We start from the raw sequence: 15,961 nt of genomic DNA, 5'->3' as shown, positions 1-15,961 counted from the left end.
GTGTTATGGACCGTCTGAAACTGCACGATTACGAAGCGCTCAGCCCTTTTCAGATCAAAGATGAGCTGATCAAACTAGCCTCGGATGAGGCCAGAAAATCCAACAGCGCGTTTCTGAATGCGGGACGAGGAAATCCCAACTGGATCGCAACCCGTCCGCGTGAAGCGTTCTTTGCACTCGGTCAGTTTGCCGTCACCGAAGCCAAACGCGTCATGGATCATCCGGCGGGTCTGGGTGGCATGCCAGCCGTCAAGGGATGCCATGACAGGCTTCTGAAATGGGCTGAGGTCAATGCGGACATGCCCGGCACGGACACTTTGCTTACCGTTGTCAAACACGCCATTTTTGCGTTTGATTTCAATGCAGATGCGTTTGTTCACGAACTGACGGACTCGATTATTGGCGACAATTACCCGGTGCCGGACCGTATTCTGCATCACAATCAGATCATAGCGCACGAATACTTGATGTGGGCCATGTGTTCTGGTCGACAGCCGGATGCGCGATTTGATCTGTTTGCAGTCGAGGGCGGCACGGCGGCGATGTGTTACATCTTCAAGTCGCTCAAAGCCAACCGATTACTGAACCCAGGTGATACGATTGCGTTGTGTACTCCGATCTTCACGCCGTATCTCGAGATGCCTGAACTTGAGGATTACAGCCTCGAATCCGTGCATGTGGAAACGGACGAAGAATACGCGTTCCAGCTGACCGATGCAGCGGTCGAGACGTTGAAAGACCCCAAAGTAAAAGCCTTCTTTCTGGTCAATCCGGGCAATCCTTCGTCAGTTGCGCTGAACAAGGCATCTTTGGAGAAGCTGGCAGATGTGGTCGAGAACCATCGCCCCGATCTCATCGTTCTGACAGATGATGTCTATGGAACCTTCGTGCATGATTTCACATCGGTCATGGGGTACATGCCGCGCAACACGATCGGCGTGTATTCGTATTCGAAGTATTTCGGCTGCACCGGCTGGCGTTTGGGTGTCATCGCAGTGGCGCAGGACAATATCTTTGACCTCAAACTGGCTGAGCACAGTGAAGAGATCAAACAGGCGCTGGACAAGCGCTATGGCACGCTCAGCCTGACACCGCGTGAGATCAGGTTCATAGACCGTCTGGTTGCAGACAGCCGGGATGTTGCCCTGAACCACACCGCTGGTCTTTCCTTGCCGCAACAGGTCATGATGACCCTGTTTTCGCTTGTTGAACTTGTAGACACCAAGAAAGACTATCAAACCGCTTGCATGGAGCTTGTGCATCGACGGTTCAAGCTGTTGACCGAAGCGATGGGGATCCAGGTTGACGGGGGCGAAAACTACGATGCCTATTACGGGATTATCGATTTCGAGTATTGGTTGCGAAAATATGTCGGTGAGGATGTTGTTGCGTGGATCAAGAAGAACGTGCACCCGCTGGACATTGCGTTCAAACTGGCCGAAGATCACGGGATTGTTCTATTGAACGGCAGCGGCTTCGATGCGCCGGGTTGGTCTGCGCGCGTGTCTTTTGCCAACCTGCCGGACGAAGCCTATGCCCAGATCGGCCGCGCCGTACGGTCCGTAGCCAGAGGTTATGTCGAAGCTTATCGTGCCGCCAATAAAATGCCGCTGCATGGCGGGTCATAAATTAGCATTGCCGCAAGAATGAAACCCACTATTCGTACCTGTAATCAGGTGCTACGCAGGTGCTGTGGAAAAGGCAAACTTGGACATAACGGAAAAGCGCATAAAGGCGATGACCACGGCAGGGCTGAACCTTATCGGTCAGGCGCTTTCCATTTATGACAGCAAGTTGCAGCTTGTGCTCAGCAATCGCCGGTTTCAGGAAATGTTCGATTTACCGGACGAGTTGGTTCAACCCGGGGCTCCGTTTCGGGATACAATTCATTTCCTCGCCAGCCGTGGAGAATATGGACATGACGAGAGTGTCGAGGACATGGTCAATCTGCGGGTCAAGCAGGCCCTGGCGTTTGAACCGCATTACATGGAGCGGGTGCGGCCCAACGGGCAGGTTGTCTCAATCGAGGGCGCTCCGTTGCCTCAAGGAGGATGGGTCGCGGTCTATACTGACATCACGGGCACGCGGCGCGCCGAAAACCTGTTGCGGGCGCGATCAGAGGAACTGTCGGAACAGTTGCTCGGGCACGCCGAGGAACTATCAGCGACCAACCGCAAGCTTGCAGCCACGATCGCGGCCTTGGAAGAAGCGAAAAGGGAACTGACCGAAATTGAAGCCCGAACGCGCCTTGTGACCGAAATGATGCCTGCGCATATCGCGCATTTGGACAGTGACGGGCTTTATGACTACTCCAACCGACGTCTGAGTGCGGTCATGCCGGGGCGTCCGTCCGATATTCTTGGCCTGCATATTTCCGAGGCGCTGGGTGAGGTCGCTTTTGAGCGCGTGGAAAGCCATTTGCAAAAGGCTTATGATGGCGCGCCTTCAGTTTTTGAGTTTACCGAAGATCAGGATGCTCGTCGCATCCGAGTTTCGTTCACGCCGGATGGGGCAGGGGGTGTCTATGTGATGTCCGTGGACATTACCGAAGAAACGCAGGCACGGGTCGCCTTGCAGCAGACTCGTCGCCGGGCGATGGCAGCCCAGATGACCAGCGGCCTGGCGCATGACTTTTCCAACTTGCTAACGATTATCCTTGGGATGCAGTCCAGATTGGACAAGATGGACCTGCCGGATGAAGCGCAAGAACTGGTTGCAGCCACTCAACAAACAGCGCGTCGGGGTGGGCAGTTGCTGAATCGTATCGCAGATATGACTGGCAACCGTACGCCCCAGCCGCAGGCCACAGACATGCGCGGTTTGTTGGAAGATCTGCGTATTCTGGCCACCCCATCCCTGCCGCGTGGCATGGGGCTTTCTGTTGTGAACACTCTTCCCGATCAGGCACTAGTGTTGGATCCAGGGATGGTCCAGGACGCGTTGCTGAACCTTGTCCTGAACGCGCGAGATGCGTGCGGAAGCACGGGTCAGATCACCATCAGCGCACATGCGATTGGCAAGATATGGGTCGAAATCACAGTGTCCGACACCGGCCCAGGATTTTCGTCCGAGGCGTTGGAGAAGGCATTGAACCCCTTTTTCACGACTAAAGGCAGTGACGGGTCTGGTTTGGGCTTGCCCATGGTTTATGACACGGTGAAACTTGCCGGTGGTGATCTGAACCTCAGAAACACTCCATCCGGCGCATCGGTCGTGTTGCGATTGCCATATCGTTCCGCTCCACCCTCTCAGGATGGCCTTGTGTTGTTGGTGGAAGACAGCGACGAGTTGCGAGGTCAGTTCCGAGACATGCTGGTTGAGCTTGGTTTTTCAGTCATAGAAGCCAATTCGGTGGATGAAGCCCTAACGCTGCTTTCGAATGTAGAGGATATCGCGATGGTGTTGTCCGACATCCGCTTGGAGGGAGGGGGCTCGGGCCTGGATCTTCTGCGGCAAATAGGCTCTGGAGTGCCGTGCATCCTTATGACCTCTCTACCGAATTCTGATCCGCTGTACCAACAGGCGCTTGCGTTGGCGCCGGTGTTGCGTAAACCGTTTTCACAGGCTCAATTGTCCGCACTGATTCAAGCTAAGGCCGCCTGATGACCCAACCTTTGGTGACCATTCTCGATGACGAACCCGAGATACGACGTATCCTGACCGACGTCTTGGAGGATGCCGGGTTCCGAACACAGAGTTTCTCTCGCGCCCGAGAGTTCGAGGCGGCACTGAACCGCGTGACGCCGGATGTCTGTCTTGTGGATCTTTCCCTGCCGGATACCGATGGGTTGGCGCTGGTTCATCGTCTTGCTTTGGAACAGGGTGCTGCGGTGATCATCATATCTGGTCGGGCACAGGTGCAGGATCGCGTGACTGGGCTGGAACTTGGGGCTGATGACTACATAACCAAACCGTTCGATCCGGCGGAAGTGGTGGCCAGGATCCGGGCCAGGTTGCGTAACCCACGCAGTCAGACTTCGCATTCGGACACCGCTATTTTCAACGGCTGGATTGCACATTTTGACCGCTACGTTCTTGAGGATGGCGCCGGTGCCGAAACGCCTTTCAGCCATGCAGAAGGAGAGGTTCTGAGGCTATTCCTCGAAAGCCCCAAGCGTCTTATCAGCAGAGCGCAAATGCAAGAATCGTTGGGCGGTGCAGCAGGAGACAGTTTTGACCGGGCCATGGACGTGCGAATTTCCAGGCTTCGTACCAAACTTGGCGAAGACCCAAAGAATCCTCGCCTTATAAAAACGATTTACGGCGCTGGTTACATCTTTCTGGGCGATGTAGAATGGACGTAACAGAAATCTTGATCTGCAAAAAACGTTTGACGCCGGGAAGGAGGTTGCTGCTGCCGACCAGGGTGATTGATATTGAGCCAGTGAAAGGACTTTTGCTCGCGCCAATATTTTTGTCGTTGACCTAGTGGGTGGGGTAGTTTCCATCGAGAGCAGCAGTTGAGACAACGCATTGTGATGTTGTGATCAGCTTGGAGGCTGATGCTACTGCCGCCCAGATCGTTGAGATTATGCGGGCTCTTTCGAGGTTACTTCGCGGTTGCGCAAGGTTCGGATTCTTTTAGCCCAGTGATCCGGTCGACTACTGCAGAGGTCACCACGGTCTGGCGGTTCCGTTGAAACGTCATTTGCACCCAAAGTTTTTTGAGGTGTTCACCTTTCGCCTCGAGTGCTGCTTTCACGCACATTCTTCCGGCTCGGAGGTGGTCTATGTGCAGTTTCAGTTCTTACAGTTTCTAGGTCATGCGCAAACGGCTATAGCTTCAGGAGCTGAGACGGTATTATTCCCACGTCGTCGCCACTCTATGAATTTAGCTTAAAACCATTTTCCCGCGAGGACACTTTCTGCCAAAGGGGCGCGGGGCATACGTACAATAAATGAATCGCACCTTTTCTGCGCTTGGAATTCCAGTAAAATAAATATGTCGGTCGCCGAGACTCAGTCTGCAAAAGCCTAATCAGTGGCTCGCAGTACTGGTAGCAAGAGGCTGTTACCCCGGCAGGCACTGCTGTGTACGGCACATTTTGTGGAATACTTGCGACTTTCACGACGAAGAATTGCTAGGACAGAATTTCAATGACTAAGGGCGGTAAGGATAAACCTAGGAAGCCACCAACTGATGGCAGGTGTTATCTTCCTGAATTGCAAGGTACTATAGAACTAGAACATATGCATCGGTATCAAATAGCCCGCAGTCTAGCCAATGAATTGGACGTTCTGGACATAGCCTGTGGCGAGGGCCATGGAACTTTTTCTATTGCCGAAAATGCTAAGTCTGCCATCGGGCTCGACATAAGTGCGTCGGCTGTTTACCACGCAAAGTCAATTTACCGTGATCCTCGTCTGTTCTTTCGCGTCGGCAGCGCCACGGATATTCCGCTTTCAGATTCTTCTGTAGATATGGTCACTTATTTCGCGACCTCTGAACATATAGGACCGCACGACCGTATTATGCAAGAATTGCGTCGTGTACTTCGGCCCGATGGGTTGTTGCTGATATCAAGCCCAAATATGCTAGAGCACTCGGACAAATCCGGGAATGATAGGCTGCTCCATTTAAAAGAGCTTTCTAAAGACGAATTCGTAGAACTTGTAGGCCGCTACTTTCCAACCACACGCCACTATGGCCAACGTCTGAGCATGGCCTCGCTCATTGCGAACGACCAGAGCGCACCATTTCGCGTATTAGCCCAAGGCCATACCCAGGATGGCGTTTCGAATACTCGTTATGATCTTGTTATTGCCTCTGACGGTGAACTGCCAGAGCTGCCGAACTCGATCTTTGAGATTTCCGATGTTCCGCGGGAGCACTATTTCGCCGAGGAGGCACAAATTCGCGCGACAGACCCCAATGAAAAGCTGATCCATGCAACAGGCAAGCAAGAACAAAGATCAGTCGAGGAAGATACTCTCAGCAAGCTCAAGGGAGCCTTGGCAGAGCGCGATGAGATCATTTCCAATCTCATGGAAAATCTTCTGAGCACAACGAGTCGTGCAAATGAGGTTTTGCAAAGCAAATTTTGGCGTAACACCAGCTTAAGTCGTCGTCTGTCAAATAGCTTGCGTGAACGCCGGGGACGACCCAGGAAAATCTGGCCGGAAAAATTTGAAACACCCAAACTTGTTGAGCGTATTCTGGCCGGTGACACCAATGTAAATTTAGTCCTGCAAGATCGGCGCGCTAGTTCGGCGCAAGGGGTTATCCCACCTTTCGGTCGCTACGGAAAAGGACCAGATCTGCCCGTTGTTCAATATTCTCAGGTGCGGGAAGACTTTATCGACTATATGCCTAACGAGACGCTCGAAACCGTTGTAAAAGCCATTGCCTTTTATCTCCCGGAATTTCATCCTTTTCCCGAGTATGATAAATTGTCGGGCAAACGTTCCAATAAGTGGGCCAATGTAAGTAAAGCATATGCCCTTTTTGCAGGACACCATCAGCCACAATACCCGATCCATTTGGGATACTATGATCTAAGCTTTTCTGAGGTAATGGAGGAGCAGGCGAGGTTGGCGCGCAATTATGGCGTGTCCGGGTTCGCATATTATTTATATTGGTTTGGGGGCAAGCCGCTTATGGAAAAGCCGCTAGAAGCAATGCGCAACAACCCCAACGTAGATATGCCGTATTGCATGATCTGGGCCAACGAAAACTGGACCAGCCGCTGGGACGGATTGGATCAGGAAATTCAAATCGATAAGGACCATTCGCTGGAAGACTCACATGCGATGCTTGAGTATCTTGAGAGCTTCATGAAGGACCCACGATACATCCGTGTCAATGGGAGACCCCTGTTCATCGTTTGCCGGGCACACCTAATCCCCGACTTCAAGAAAACAATTCAGATGTGGCGGGAACAGGCAAAAGAGATGGGCCTTAAAGACTTGTACGTCGTTTCCCCGCTAACTGTCGATAGCGGGACGCCGGAAGAGCTTGGACTAGATGCGGCCATACAATTCCCGCCCCACGCTGTTGACGCAAAGAGTGTAACCAAACTCGTCGACAATCTTGAAGAGGGATTTCAAGGCGGTATATATGACTATGGTGATATTGTGTCCAAGGAGGTCCGAAAGAAACCCTCGGCGAAAAAGACCTTTCGAACAGCCATGTTGTCCTGGGACAGCACTGCACGGTGGGGTTTGAAGGCATCGATATTCACTGATTTCAGCCTGACCAGATACAGCCAGTGGCTATCTGCGAATGTTGAAAACACTGTCAAAAATCCTGACCTGACGGACGATGAACGTATCGTTTTCATAAACGCATGGAATAATTGGTCAGAAGGAACTCACCTGGAGCCTGACCAACGCTACGGGTACGGATATCTGGATGCCACTCGGAAAGTACTAGCTAACTATGACCCTATCGCGGCACCTTTCTTGCGACCTGAGATTCCTGAAACTACGGAGGCAAAGTATGCCATTTGCGCTCATGTGCATTACGCGGATACGTGGCGGGAATTGAAGGAACTCATCGATGAACTGCCTAGGGGTGTGGTTGACCTTTATGTAACGGTCACAAGTCTGGAAACGGCGCTGACTATTAGTAATAGCATGCCGGAAGCGCATGTAGAACTCGTAGACAACCGGGGCCGGGACGTTCGCCCGTTCCTTTTAACAATGAAGCGCATCGCGCATTTGAACTACCGGGCGTTGTGCAAGGTGCACGGTAAGAAATCAGCATACCGAATCGATGGGGATACAATCCGCAAGAGCACATTGAGTGCGTTGATCGACAAGTCGGCTTTCAAAAAGTTTGAAGCTGACCCAAGTCTTGGAATGCTGGCGCCGCACCAATCAATTCATAAACACAATTCAACTAATATGCGTCACAATCGTGAAAATGTTAAAAAAATAGCTCGTCAGATAGGAGTTAAATACGAAGATGGACAATTCATTGCTGGAACCATGTTTTGGATCACGCCCGCAGCTATTGAACCTTTGTTAAAGCTGGATATTAACGATTTTGATATCGAGCGTGGGTTGGCAGATGGCACCCTTGCCCACGCTGTTGAGCGAATATTCGTCAACCTTGTGGAGACTTCGGGATTTCGTTTGGAGTCTTTTTGAGATCGATTAATTGGTGTTCCCAGTAAGAGGAGGTGAAATTGGGTTTGCGGCGTTGATACTCTTGCCCGATAGGAGCAGAGTAGTTTTTCTCCTTGAACCCCTGCGGGTTTGCCGAAGTTTGGTTTCACTTAGTTGCCCGGCCACATCTGATCTTTCCAGAGCGACGTAGAAGTTTGCTTCTGCTTCGGCTGGTGCGACATTCCCTATGGGTTCCAACTCAGCGAGCGACGACTATTAAACCACTCCACCACTTCCCATTTTTCACAACACCAATGCGCCATCAAGACTACCTGGGAATGCAGGGCCCGTTATATGTCGGAATGCTCAAGGGCGACGGGCGGGTTTATCATCAGACTTGAGTGATAAACAATTGTAAGGCGGCGTGCGCTAAACTCTAACGCTCCAAGACTCTAATAACGGGCGGCGACCTGTTCAACGCCCGGGTTCTGCCGTTTTATACCCAGCAGGACCTGCGAGTGTTAAGGATCGTTACCAAGTGGGGCATATATTTTTGTTATCCGGCCGACAAGTAGGGCTTCCGGCTCCTCCTTGCGATCAATGACATTCAATACACCAAGACCAAGGTGATATCCCGCCAAACAAAAGGCATTTCTAGGGGTTCCGTAAGATGGTGTTGCGGTAGCTCTGCGAAGTTGCGCTCCGCAAGAAACTATATGACAACGCTGAGGCGTAGCAGGCCGATCTGAATGAACGGCTTAATCACCATAAGAACGAACGCACCCGTCGGCGGTAAAACGCGTCGCGGCAGATCCCTGTTCTAGACTATGACCACAGTCAAGGGTATCTGGAAGGAAAAGCTCCTGAGCCAAACTTTACCTGACATACGCATTCGACAAGGCGACCAACTGTCAAATCAAATCAGAAACACTGCACTTTAGATCACTGGTTTTTGAGCCATTAACTGCAATGGTTTGAACCTTTTCAGAATTGAAATGTAAATCTGTGTTCGTCGTCGTGGAAAGCGAACTGAGTTTTCAATAATATACTGCTAAGCCTTCGTATTTATCGCTTTTTAGGCAGGGCATCATAGGTGGCTTGGAGATATGCAAATCCATAACGTTGGTCAGGCTCTAGATGCGTTCCTTCTGCCCATTCGTTCCATGCGTTGATGAAAATGATTTTTTCGTCAGCGTTGTACTTATCTTGAGAAAGAACTTGATTTCCCAAATGGGCCGTCCAGCGTTTGTAAGCTTCAATCGAGAACCTGCCCATTATGCGCGACGCATCCTGGTTGCGAGCTGTATTGTCCCATGAAAGGGTAGATGACCTAAAAAGCTTATAGCCTGGTTCGCTCTTGTCAAGTTCGGCATCTACCACCGCCTCATAGTCTAGTATGGCCCCAGTAAACTCAGGGTTGTAAACCTCCATTTCGCCGGTGATATCTGTGCGCTTCACCTGTTGGGGCGGGAACTCCAAAGCCGCATCAAAGCCAAGTTGCTCGGGATTTCCGATGTCAAAGGTCTGGGCTGCAATAAGATAGAGGTCCGGCTCTCCCCAGCGCTGCGCTTCCTGCCGCCAAACCTTTGTCGTTTCCTGTATGTCAGGAATAATGTTTGCTCGATAAACGATGAACACGGGCCTTCCGTTTATTCGGATATAGCGCGGATCTTCTATATACTTGCGGATGTGTCGTAAGAGACTCACTGAGTCTTCTATCGAGTGGTTCTGTGCGATCAGAACATCGTGCTCGCGTCCGTCCCAACGCCGAGTCCAGTTCTCGTTGGCCCAATTCAAGCAGAAGGGCATGTCGGCGTCAGGGTTGCCCAGCATTTGCTCTAAAGGGCCCTCCATCAGGGTCTTCCCACCAAACCAATAATAGTAGTATGAAAAACCGCCGATCCCGTAAGCTTTTGCGATCCGGGTCTGTTCGACCATAACTTCAGGCAACCGCAAGTCATAATAGCCCAAGTGTATAGGACAATGCGGTTGGTAGTGTCCGGGGAAGTTCGGAATGGCCTTGCCAACGTTTGTCCATTCAGTGAAACCTTTACCCCACCAATCATCGTTTTCCTTAAATGGATGGAATTGGGGCAAATAGTGTGCGATTGCCCGCACAGCAAGTTCGGGTTTTGGCTGCGGATCGAATGGAACAAACTCATCAGCTCGACCTGAACCGTCAAATCCCTGGCGACCAAGCTGCTGGTTGTGTGCGGTTGTTCGTTTGGGGTCTCTTTTCTTCGCCGAATTTCGAAATCGCCGGGCTGCGCGTGACGAGATCGGACGGCTGAGTTTTGACGCCGCAGAAAGCAGATAGAATAGCAGGGTATCTTTGATGGGCATGGATATTCTCGTACTAAAGCGTCTTAGGCCGCTTGTGATTGAGACCGCTTTAAACTCTTCGGATTAATCAGATTGTGGCCGCTTAGTTATTCGTACACAGTCGTTGATTTTCAATGATTGATCTCCCGTATGACTTACTTTGTTTGAACCTCCGCTTACCAGTCTTTAAGCGAGCCGTCACTGACCGGTTTCCGCAATAGGCGAAATGCCCTTTTGGGCAATTATTAACTTGCACTGTAACGACTGGGCTTCGCGGACCCTTTACTGGTTTTGCTGCGGCTCGACTTTTCAAGCATTCCCAGATTAGACCAATGCGTCAGCTTTGATCCATGAAGCGCCGCAAGAGTGGCATCCCCATATTCCCGCTCGGGCTCTAAATGACAACCTCCCGCTCACTTGTTCCATACGTTTACATAAACAAAATGTTTCTGGTTGGGGAAGTCCAGAGCGGTTTGCCGTAACACACCTGACGACAAATACTCGTAGCTTTCATGAATGCCGTTCAACGCTTCAATCGCGTTTCCCTGCGCCGGGCTGTGTTGTCGCACGATAGAAAAACCGACCGTTGAACGCCGTTATTTAGTCCATACTCGTGGCGAAGAACCTGTTCACCCTTCGCCAAGAAACCCACGCACATGCATTGGAAGTTCTGGTGTAAATCCACCTCCGCTGGAAGGTTGATTGCGTCAATTCTATATGGGGGAAACTCAACACCGGAATTAAATCCGAATGAGACGCAATCCTAATTTCGGTGAGTCAGCGCGTATGTTAGGTGAATTTCAAGAATCCTAATTGTCGCGCAACAACCACGCCAAACCTCCACGGTTTTGCCTAAGTTTGCCTGCCAAAACGGCTTGATGTCAGTTTCTAGCAGCCTACGGCACCGTTTAAGTCGAGGTTAGGGGCATGCATGAACAACTGCTGCTAATTGAGAGCAACACTTAGTCCAGCGACAGTCTTCCAAAGTGAGCACAGCGCAAATCGGCGGTAAAGTGCCAACTGTTGACCCTGTAAACTTAAAGTTCGAATGCTGTTTCGGGTGAAAAGCTAGTCTGTTGTTTCGTTAAGTAGAGTTGTTTCGGAATGACTAAGGCAACCCATTTGTTTCAATGGGTGATAGTGCAGAGACCACGAAATCGCCTTACCGCAGCGGGGGTTGACCCCGACAATGATTGAGTCGATGAACTGATCACCCTTCTCTTGTTTCCTCGGCAGGTAAGATTGTCACAGATCACGATCATAAGTGTTTGCTTCAACAGCGGCGGTGTTTTGCCGGAAATGTTGAACTCCATTCCGAATGGCGTACCCACTGTATTGGTGGATAATGCTTCAGATGATGTTGAAGCGGTACAAGAACTGGCCGAAACGCATGGGGCAATTCTGCTCAGAAACAAAGAAAACAAGGGGTTTGGTACGGCTTGCAATCTGGGCGCTGAACACGCGCAGACCGATCTGCTTTTGTTTTTGAATCCGGATTCGAAGCTATTGTCCGGCGCGCTGGAAGCGATGAAGGCAGGAGCGGATCGTTATCCTTCCGCATCGGCCTTTAATCCAAGGATCCTGAGTAAATCCGGAAAACCAAGTTTTCGCCGTTCCAGCGTGATTACACCACGCAGTGAAATGCTGCGCTCGAAAAAAGCTGAAGGTGATCTGGAACTTCCAGTTCTTCTTGGTGCAGCGTTATTGGTTCGCCGTTCTGCTTTTGAGGCCGTTGGTGGGTTTGATCCGGAAATTTTCCTATATCACGAAGACGATGACCTAAGCCTTCGGCTCAAGGCGGTTTGTGGACCCTTGTATTATATTCACGACGCGCAGGTGACGCATGTTCAGGGCACATCTTCGCCCAGCAGCGCTGCGGTTGCCGGGTTGAAGGGAGTGTTTATGGGGCGGTCCAGAGTTTATGCGGCCCGAAAACACAAGGTTCCTTTTGCCTTCACTCGGGCGCTTGCCTCTGCTGTTTTGCAGATGCTGTCTCCGGTCGTCCTGTTTTCTGCCAGAAAACGGTCAAAGCAACGTGCATTTTTGCGCGGAGTATGGCAGAGCCGAAACGTTCATCCGGTCCCCTTCAAATCTCCATCGGCATGAAAATACGCTGCAACTATACAAGCGTGATTTTAAAACAAATCTCTCTAAGAGAATGCACCTGTTAGGCAATCCAAAGCGCAATCACCCAAGCCTATAGCTTTGGCTCTTCGACGGCGCGTTGGGGTTTCCTTTCTAGTCGAGCAACTTCTTTAGATATGCTCCATAGGTGGATTTGGCGAACAGCCGCGCGCGTTCTTCCAATGCGGCATCGTCAATCCAGCCGTTGACCCAGGCGATTTCGTCGAGGCTCCCGGTCTGCATACCCTGACGTGCTTCGATGGTTCGAACAAAGTTACCTGCATCCAGCAAAGAGCCGTGCGTGCCGGTATCCAGCCAAGCAAAGCCGCGCCCCATGGTCTGGACGTCCAGCAAACCCTCCTGCAGGTACATCTCCAGCAATGATGTAATCTCCAGTTCGCCACGTTCTGAAGGTTGAACTTCGTGCGCTCGTGCCGAAGCATCACCGTCAAGAAAATAAAGCCCTGTCACCGCATAGTTTGATGGAGGAACTTCGGGTTTTTCGATGATCGCGCGCGCTTTGGTGCCTTCAAAATCCACCACCCCATAGCGTTCGGGATCGGCTACGCGATAGGCGAAAACAGTCCCGCCTTGTTTCTGTGCGTCCGCTTCCAAAAGCAACCCAGGCAGTCCGTGACCAAAGAAGATATTGTCTCCCAAAATCAGGGCAGATGGGGCGCCGGCCAGAAAGTCCTCGGCCAGAGTATATGCCTGTGCCAGACCGTCAGGGGATGGCTGGACAATCCATGTTATGGACAAACCATACTGGCTGCCATCGCCCAACATGCGTTGGAACTGATCCAGATCCTTAGGTGTTGTGATGATTGCAATCTCGCGGATTTGCGCAAGCATCAGAACACTCAGAGGGTAGAAAATCATCGGCTTGTCATAGATCGGCAGCAGTTGCTTGGAAACTGCCATGGTGATCGGATAAAGTCGGGTGCCGGACCCTCCGGCAAGAATAATGCCTTTACGTTGCATGCTCTGTCCTTTCAGGGTCAGCCAGTTGCTGAATTCAACTCGCGCAAAACGTCGCTCAGACCAGTTTTCCACTCCGGTCTACCAATTCCAAACACAACGTTCAGGCGATCACAGTTCAAACGAGAATTCAGTGGTCTTGGGGCTGGGGTAGGGTAGTCCGTCGAGGGGATGTCTTCGATCTGAGTTGTCAGGCCTGACTGCACAATGATTTCGCGTGCGAAGTCCGCCCAGCTGGCATAAGGAGCGCCGGCAAAATGAAATAGCCCGCCTTCAGTGCCTGCTTTGCTTTTCGCCATAACAAGAAGAGCATCGGCAATGTCAGCCGCGGGTGTTGGTCCGCCGATCTGGTCAGCAACAATTGTCAATCTGTCGCGGGTTTCGGCAAGTCTGAGGATGGTTTTGACAAAATTATTCCCATGGGCCGAAAACACCCAACTTGTTCGCAGAATGGCGTGCCATCCTCCCGCTTGAGCGATCTGGCGTTCTCCGTCCAACTTGGTTTTGCCGTAAGCGCCTAAAGGTGCTGTAGGGTGATCGGTTGTCCAAGGGGTTGTGCCAGATCCGCCGAATACGTAATCCGTTGAGATATGCAGAAAGGGCAGGCTCCGTGCCTTGGCTGCGCGCGCCATTGCTCCGGGCGAGTCTGCGTTAATAAGTTGCGCAAGATCGAGGTCTTCTTCGGCCTTATCCACTGCTGTGTATGCCGCCGCATTGATAATGACGTCGGCATCAGTACCTCGGATAGCGTCCGCACATTGCGAAGGATTGGACAAATCCGCCCCTGCACGACCTAAAGCCTCAACCTTGACATCATGGTGTTGTGCACGGCGGCGCAGTTCGGTCGCCACCTGACCACTATGGCCAAAAACCAGTGCTTTCATCGACCGGTCCCCAATCGCTCGCCTACACCACTGCGTGCCTGTAAGGCCTGCAACCAGTCTGTGTTATCCAAATACCACTGAACAGTTTGTTCAAGCCCGGTTTCAGGAGTGTATGACGGGCGCCAGTTCAGTTCCTCGCGGATACGGGTCGGGTCGATGGCATAACGGCGATCGTGACCCGGGCGATCCGTGACAAACGTGATTAGATCACTGTAGGGCGCAGAGCCCGGTTTCAGCCGATCCAGGATTTTGCACAGCATCCTAACGAGGTCGAGATTGGTCATCTCGTTTTCACCGCCGATATTGTAGCTGCGACCAAGTTCGCCTTTGTCCAGCACCAACAGCAGTGCTTCGGCGTGATCTTCGACATGCAGCCAGTCGCGAATGTTGTCGCCTTTACCGTAAATCGGGATTGGTTGCCCGGACAGGGCATTCAGGATCACCACGGGGATCAGCTTTTCCGGAAATTGGTAGGGCCCGTAATTGTTAGAGCAATTCGTCAAAACAACAGGCAGGCCATAGGTTTCCCGCCAGGCGCGTACAAGGTGATCCGACCCCGCTTTTGACGCGGAATAGGGCGAATTTGGTTGATATGGGCTGTCTTCGGTGAAAAAACCTCTCGCCCCCAGAGACCCAAAGACCTCATCCGTTGAAATATGGTGGAACCTGAAACCTTCCGGCCGGCCTGCGTTTTGCCAATAGGCGCGCGCGGCTTCCAGCAAGACGTAAGTACCTGTAATATTTGTGTCGATAAAGGCAGCTGGCCCATCGATTGAACGGTCCACATGGCTTTCTGCAGCCAGATGCATGATTGTATCGGGCTGGTGCTTGTCCAGGATAGCGGACATTGCCGCGGCATCGCGGATATCTGCATGTTCAAAAGCATAAGCCGGTGATTGGGCAACCGAAGCAACATTATCCAGGCAGGCAGCATAGGTCAGCGCATCAACATTCACGACGGAATGTCCGTCTACAATAGCGCGTCGAATAACGGCAGAGCCAATAAACCCAGCCCCACCAGTGACAAGAATTTTCATCGAGCAGCCTCAAAAACAAAAGGGGATTCCAAATCACGAAGACAAGGCGCAATCTTGTCTTTCTCGGACAGCTGGGGGGCTGAGTTACTGCTTGGCCAGTCAATTCCGATTTCAGGGTCATCCCAAAGGACCGCACCTTCTTTCTCCGGTGCATAGGTGTCGGAACATTTGTAGACGATCTCGGTATCCGGCTCCAAGGTCACGAAGCCATGTGCAAAACCTGCGGGGACCAACAACATCCGCCCGTTTTCAAAACTCAACTCTTCTCCGACCCAGTGGCCAAATGTTGGTGACCCATTGCGAATATCCACGGCCACATCAAAAAGCCTGCCACGCCCGCACCGCACAAGTTTCGCCTGTGCACGGGGAGGGGCCTGAAAATGCAGTCCGCGCACAGTGTTCACCGCGCTTGAGAGCGAGTGATTGTCCTGAACAAACTGCGTGTTTACTCCCGCAGCGGCAAAGCTTTCTGCATTATAGGTTTCTTCGAAGAACCCTCGATGATCGCCAAAACGTCTCGGGGTAATTAACTTCACGTCCGGAATGGAAAGCGCGATTATTTCCATC

At 51.7% G+C, this 15,961-nt stretch carries 10 protein-coding genes; 5 read left to right on the top strand and 5 right to left on the bottom strand.

What is annotated here, in order from left to right:
- Window positions 1–5: 5 nt before the first annotated feature.
- The 4 genes from I9187_RS08440 (at window position 6) to I9187_RS08425 (ending at window position 8,091) form a co-directional block, all read left to right on the top strand.
- A complete protein-coding gene (locus I9187_RS08440) occupies window positions 6–1,628 on the top strand; it encodes a bifunctional aspartate transaminase/aspartate 4-decarboxylase (RefSeq protein ID WP_209940140.1) in 1,623 nt (540 codons plus the stop codon).
- Between the two features lie 79 nt (window positions 1,629–1,707).
- A complete protein-coding gene (locus I9187_RS08435; protein WP_171620905.1) occupies window positions 1,708–3,603 on the top strand; it encodes a PAS-domain containing protein in 1,896 nt (631 codons plus the stop codon).
- Window positions 3,603–4,304: a response regulator transcription factor gene (locus tag I9187_RS08430; RefSeq protein ID WP_171238070.1), complete on the top strand. Its 702-nt coding sequence runs from the start codon at window positions 3,603–3,605 to the stop codon at window positions 4,302–4,304. Before I9187_RS08435 ends, I9187_RS08430 begins: the two co-directional genes overlap by 1 nt.
- Window positions 4,305–5,097: 793 nt before the next feature.
- Window positions 5,098–8,091: a glycoside hydrolase family 99-like domain-containing protein gene (locus I9187_RS08425; RefSeq protein WP_209509378.1), complete on the top strand. Its 2,994-nt coding sequence runs from the start codon at window positions 5,098–5,100 to the stop codon at window positions 8,089–8,091.
- Between the two features lie 1,023 nt (window positions 8,092–9,114).
- Here the strand turns inward: I9187_RS08425 and I9187_RS08420 are convergent.
- The gene (locus I9187_RS08420; RefSeq protein ID WP_171238072.1) at window positions 9,115–10,392 is read right to left on the bottom strand and encodes a glycoside hydrolase family 99-like domain-containing protein; all 1,278 of its coding nucleotides are present in this window, start codon (window positions 10,390–10,392) and stop codon (window positions 9,115–9,117) included.
- Window positions 10,393–11,613: 1,221 nt separating this feature from the next.
- Between I9187_RS08420 and I9187_RS08415 the strand changes: the two genes are divergently transcribed.
- A complete protein-coding gene (locus tag I9187_RS08415) occupies window positions 11,614–12,477 on the top strand; it encodes a glycosyltransferase family 2 protein (RefSeq protein WP_171238073.1) in 864 nt (287 codons plus the stop codon).
- A gap of 132 nt (window positions 12,478–12,609) precedes the next feature.
- On the opposite strand, the gene rfbA is transcribed toward I9187_RS08415, so the two are convergent.
- The 4 genes from rfbA to rfbC are packed head-to-tail and all read right to left on the bottom strand — an operon-like array spanning window position 12,610 to window position 15,960.
- On the bottom strand, window positions 12,610–13,476 hold the full coding sequence (gene rfbA, locus I9187_RS08410) for a glucose-1-phosphate thymidylyltransferase RfbA (protein ID WP_171238074.1): 867 nt from the start codon (window positions 13,474–13,476) through the stop codon (window positions 12,610–12,612).
- 17 nt (window positions 13,477–13,493) lie between these two features.
- Window positions 13,494–14,357, bottom strand: coding sequence for a dTDP-4-dehydrorhamnose reductase (gene rfbD / locus I9187_RS08405; protein WP_245223156.1), 864 nt, complete (start codon window positions 14,355–14,357; stop codon window positions 13,494–13,496).
- Window positions 14,354–15,394 carry a dTDP-glucose 4,6-dehydratase gene (rfbB, locus tag I9187_RS08400; protein ID WP_171238075.1) on the bottom strand — a complete coding sequence of 347 codons (1,041 nt, stop codon included), beginning with the start codon at window positions 15,392–15,394 and terminating at the stop codon, window positions 14,354–14,356. Before rfbB ends, rfbD begins: the two co-directional genes overlap by 4 nt.
- Complete coding sequence (gene rfbC, locus I9187_RS08395) at window positions 15,391–15,960, bottom strand: dTDP-4-dehydrorhamnose 3,5-epimerase (RefSeq protein WP_171238076.1); 570 nt, start codon at window positions 15,958–15,960, stop codon at window positions 15,391–15,393. The genes rfbB and rfbC overlap by 4 nt, the downstream gene beginning before the upstream one ends.
- Window position 15,961: the final 1 nt, after the last annotated feature.

The sequence above is a fragment of the Ruegeria sp. HKCCE4148 genome (assembly GCF_017872495.1).
Taxonomy (GTDB): domain Bacteria; phylum Pseudomonadota; class Alphaproteobacteria; order Rhodobacterales; family Rhodobacteraceae; genus Ruegeria.
Note: the sequence above shows the minus strand (reverse complement) of the source record. Positions and strands in the feature narration are given on the sequence as shown.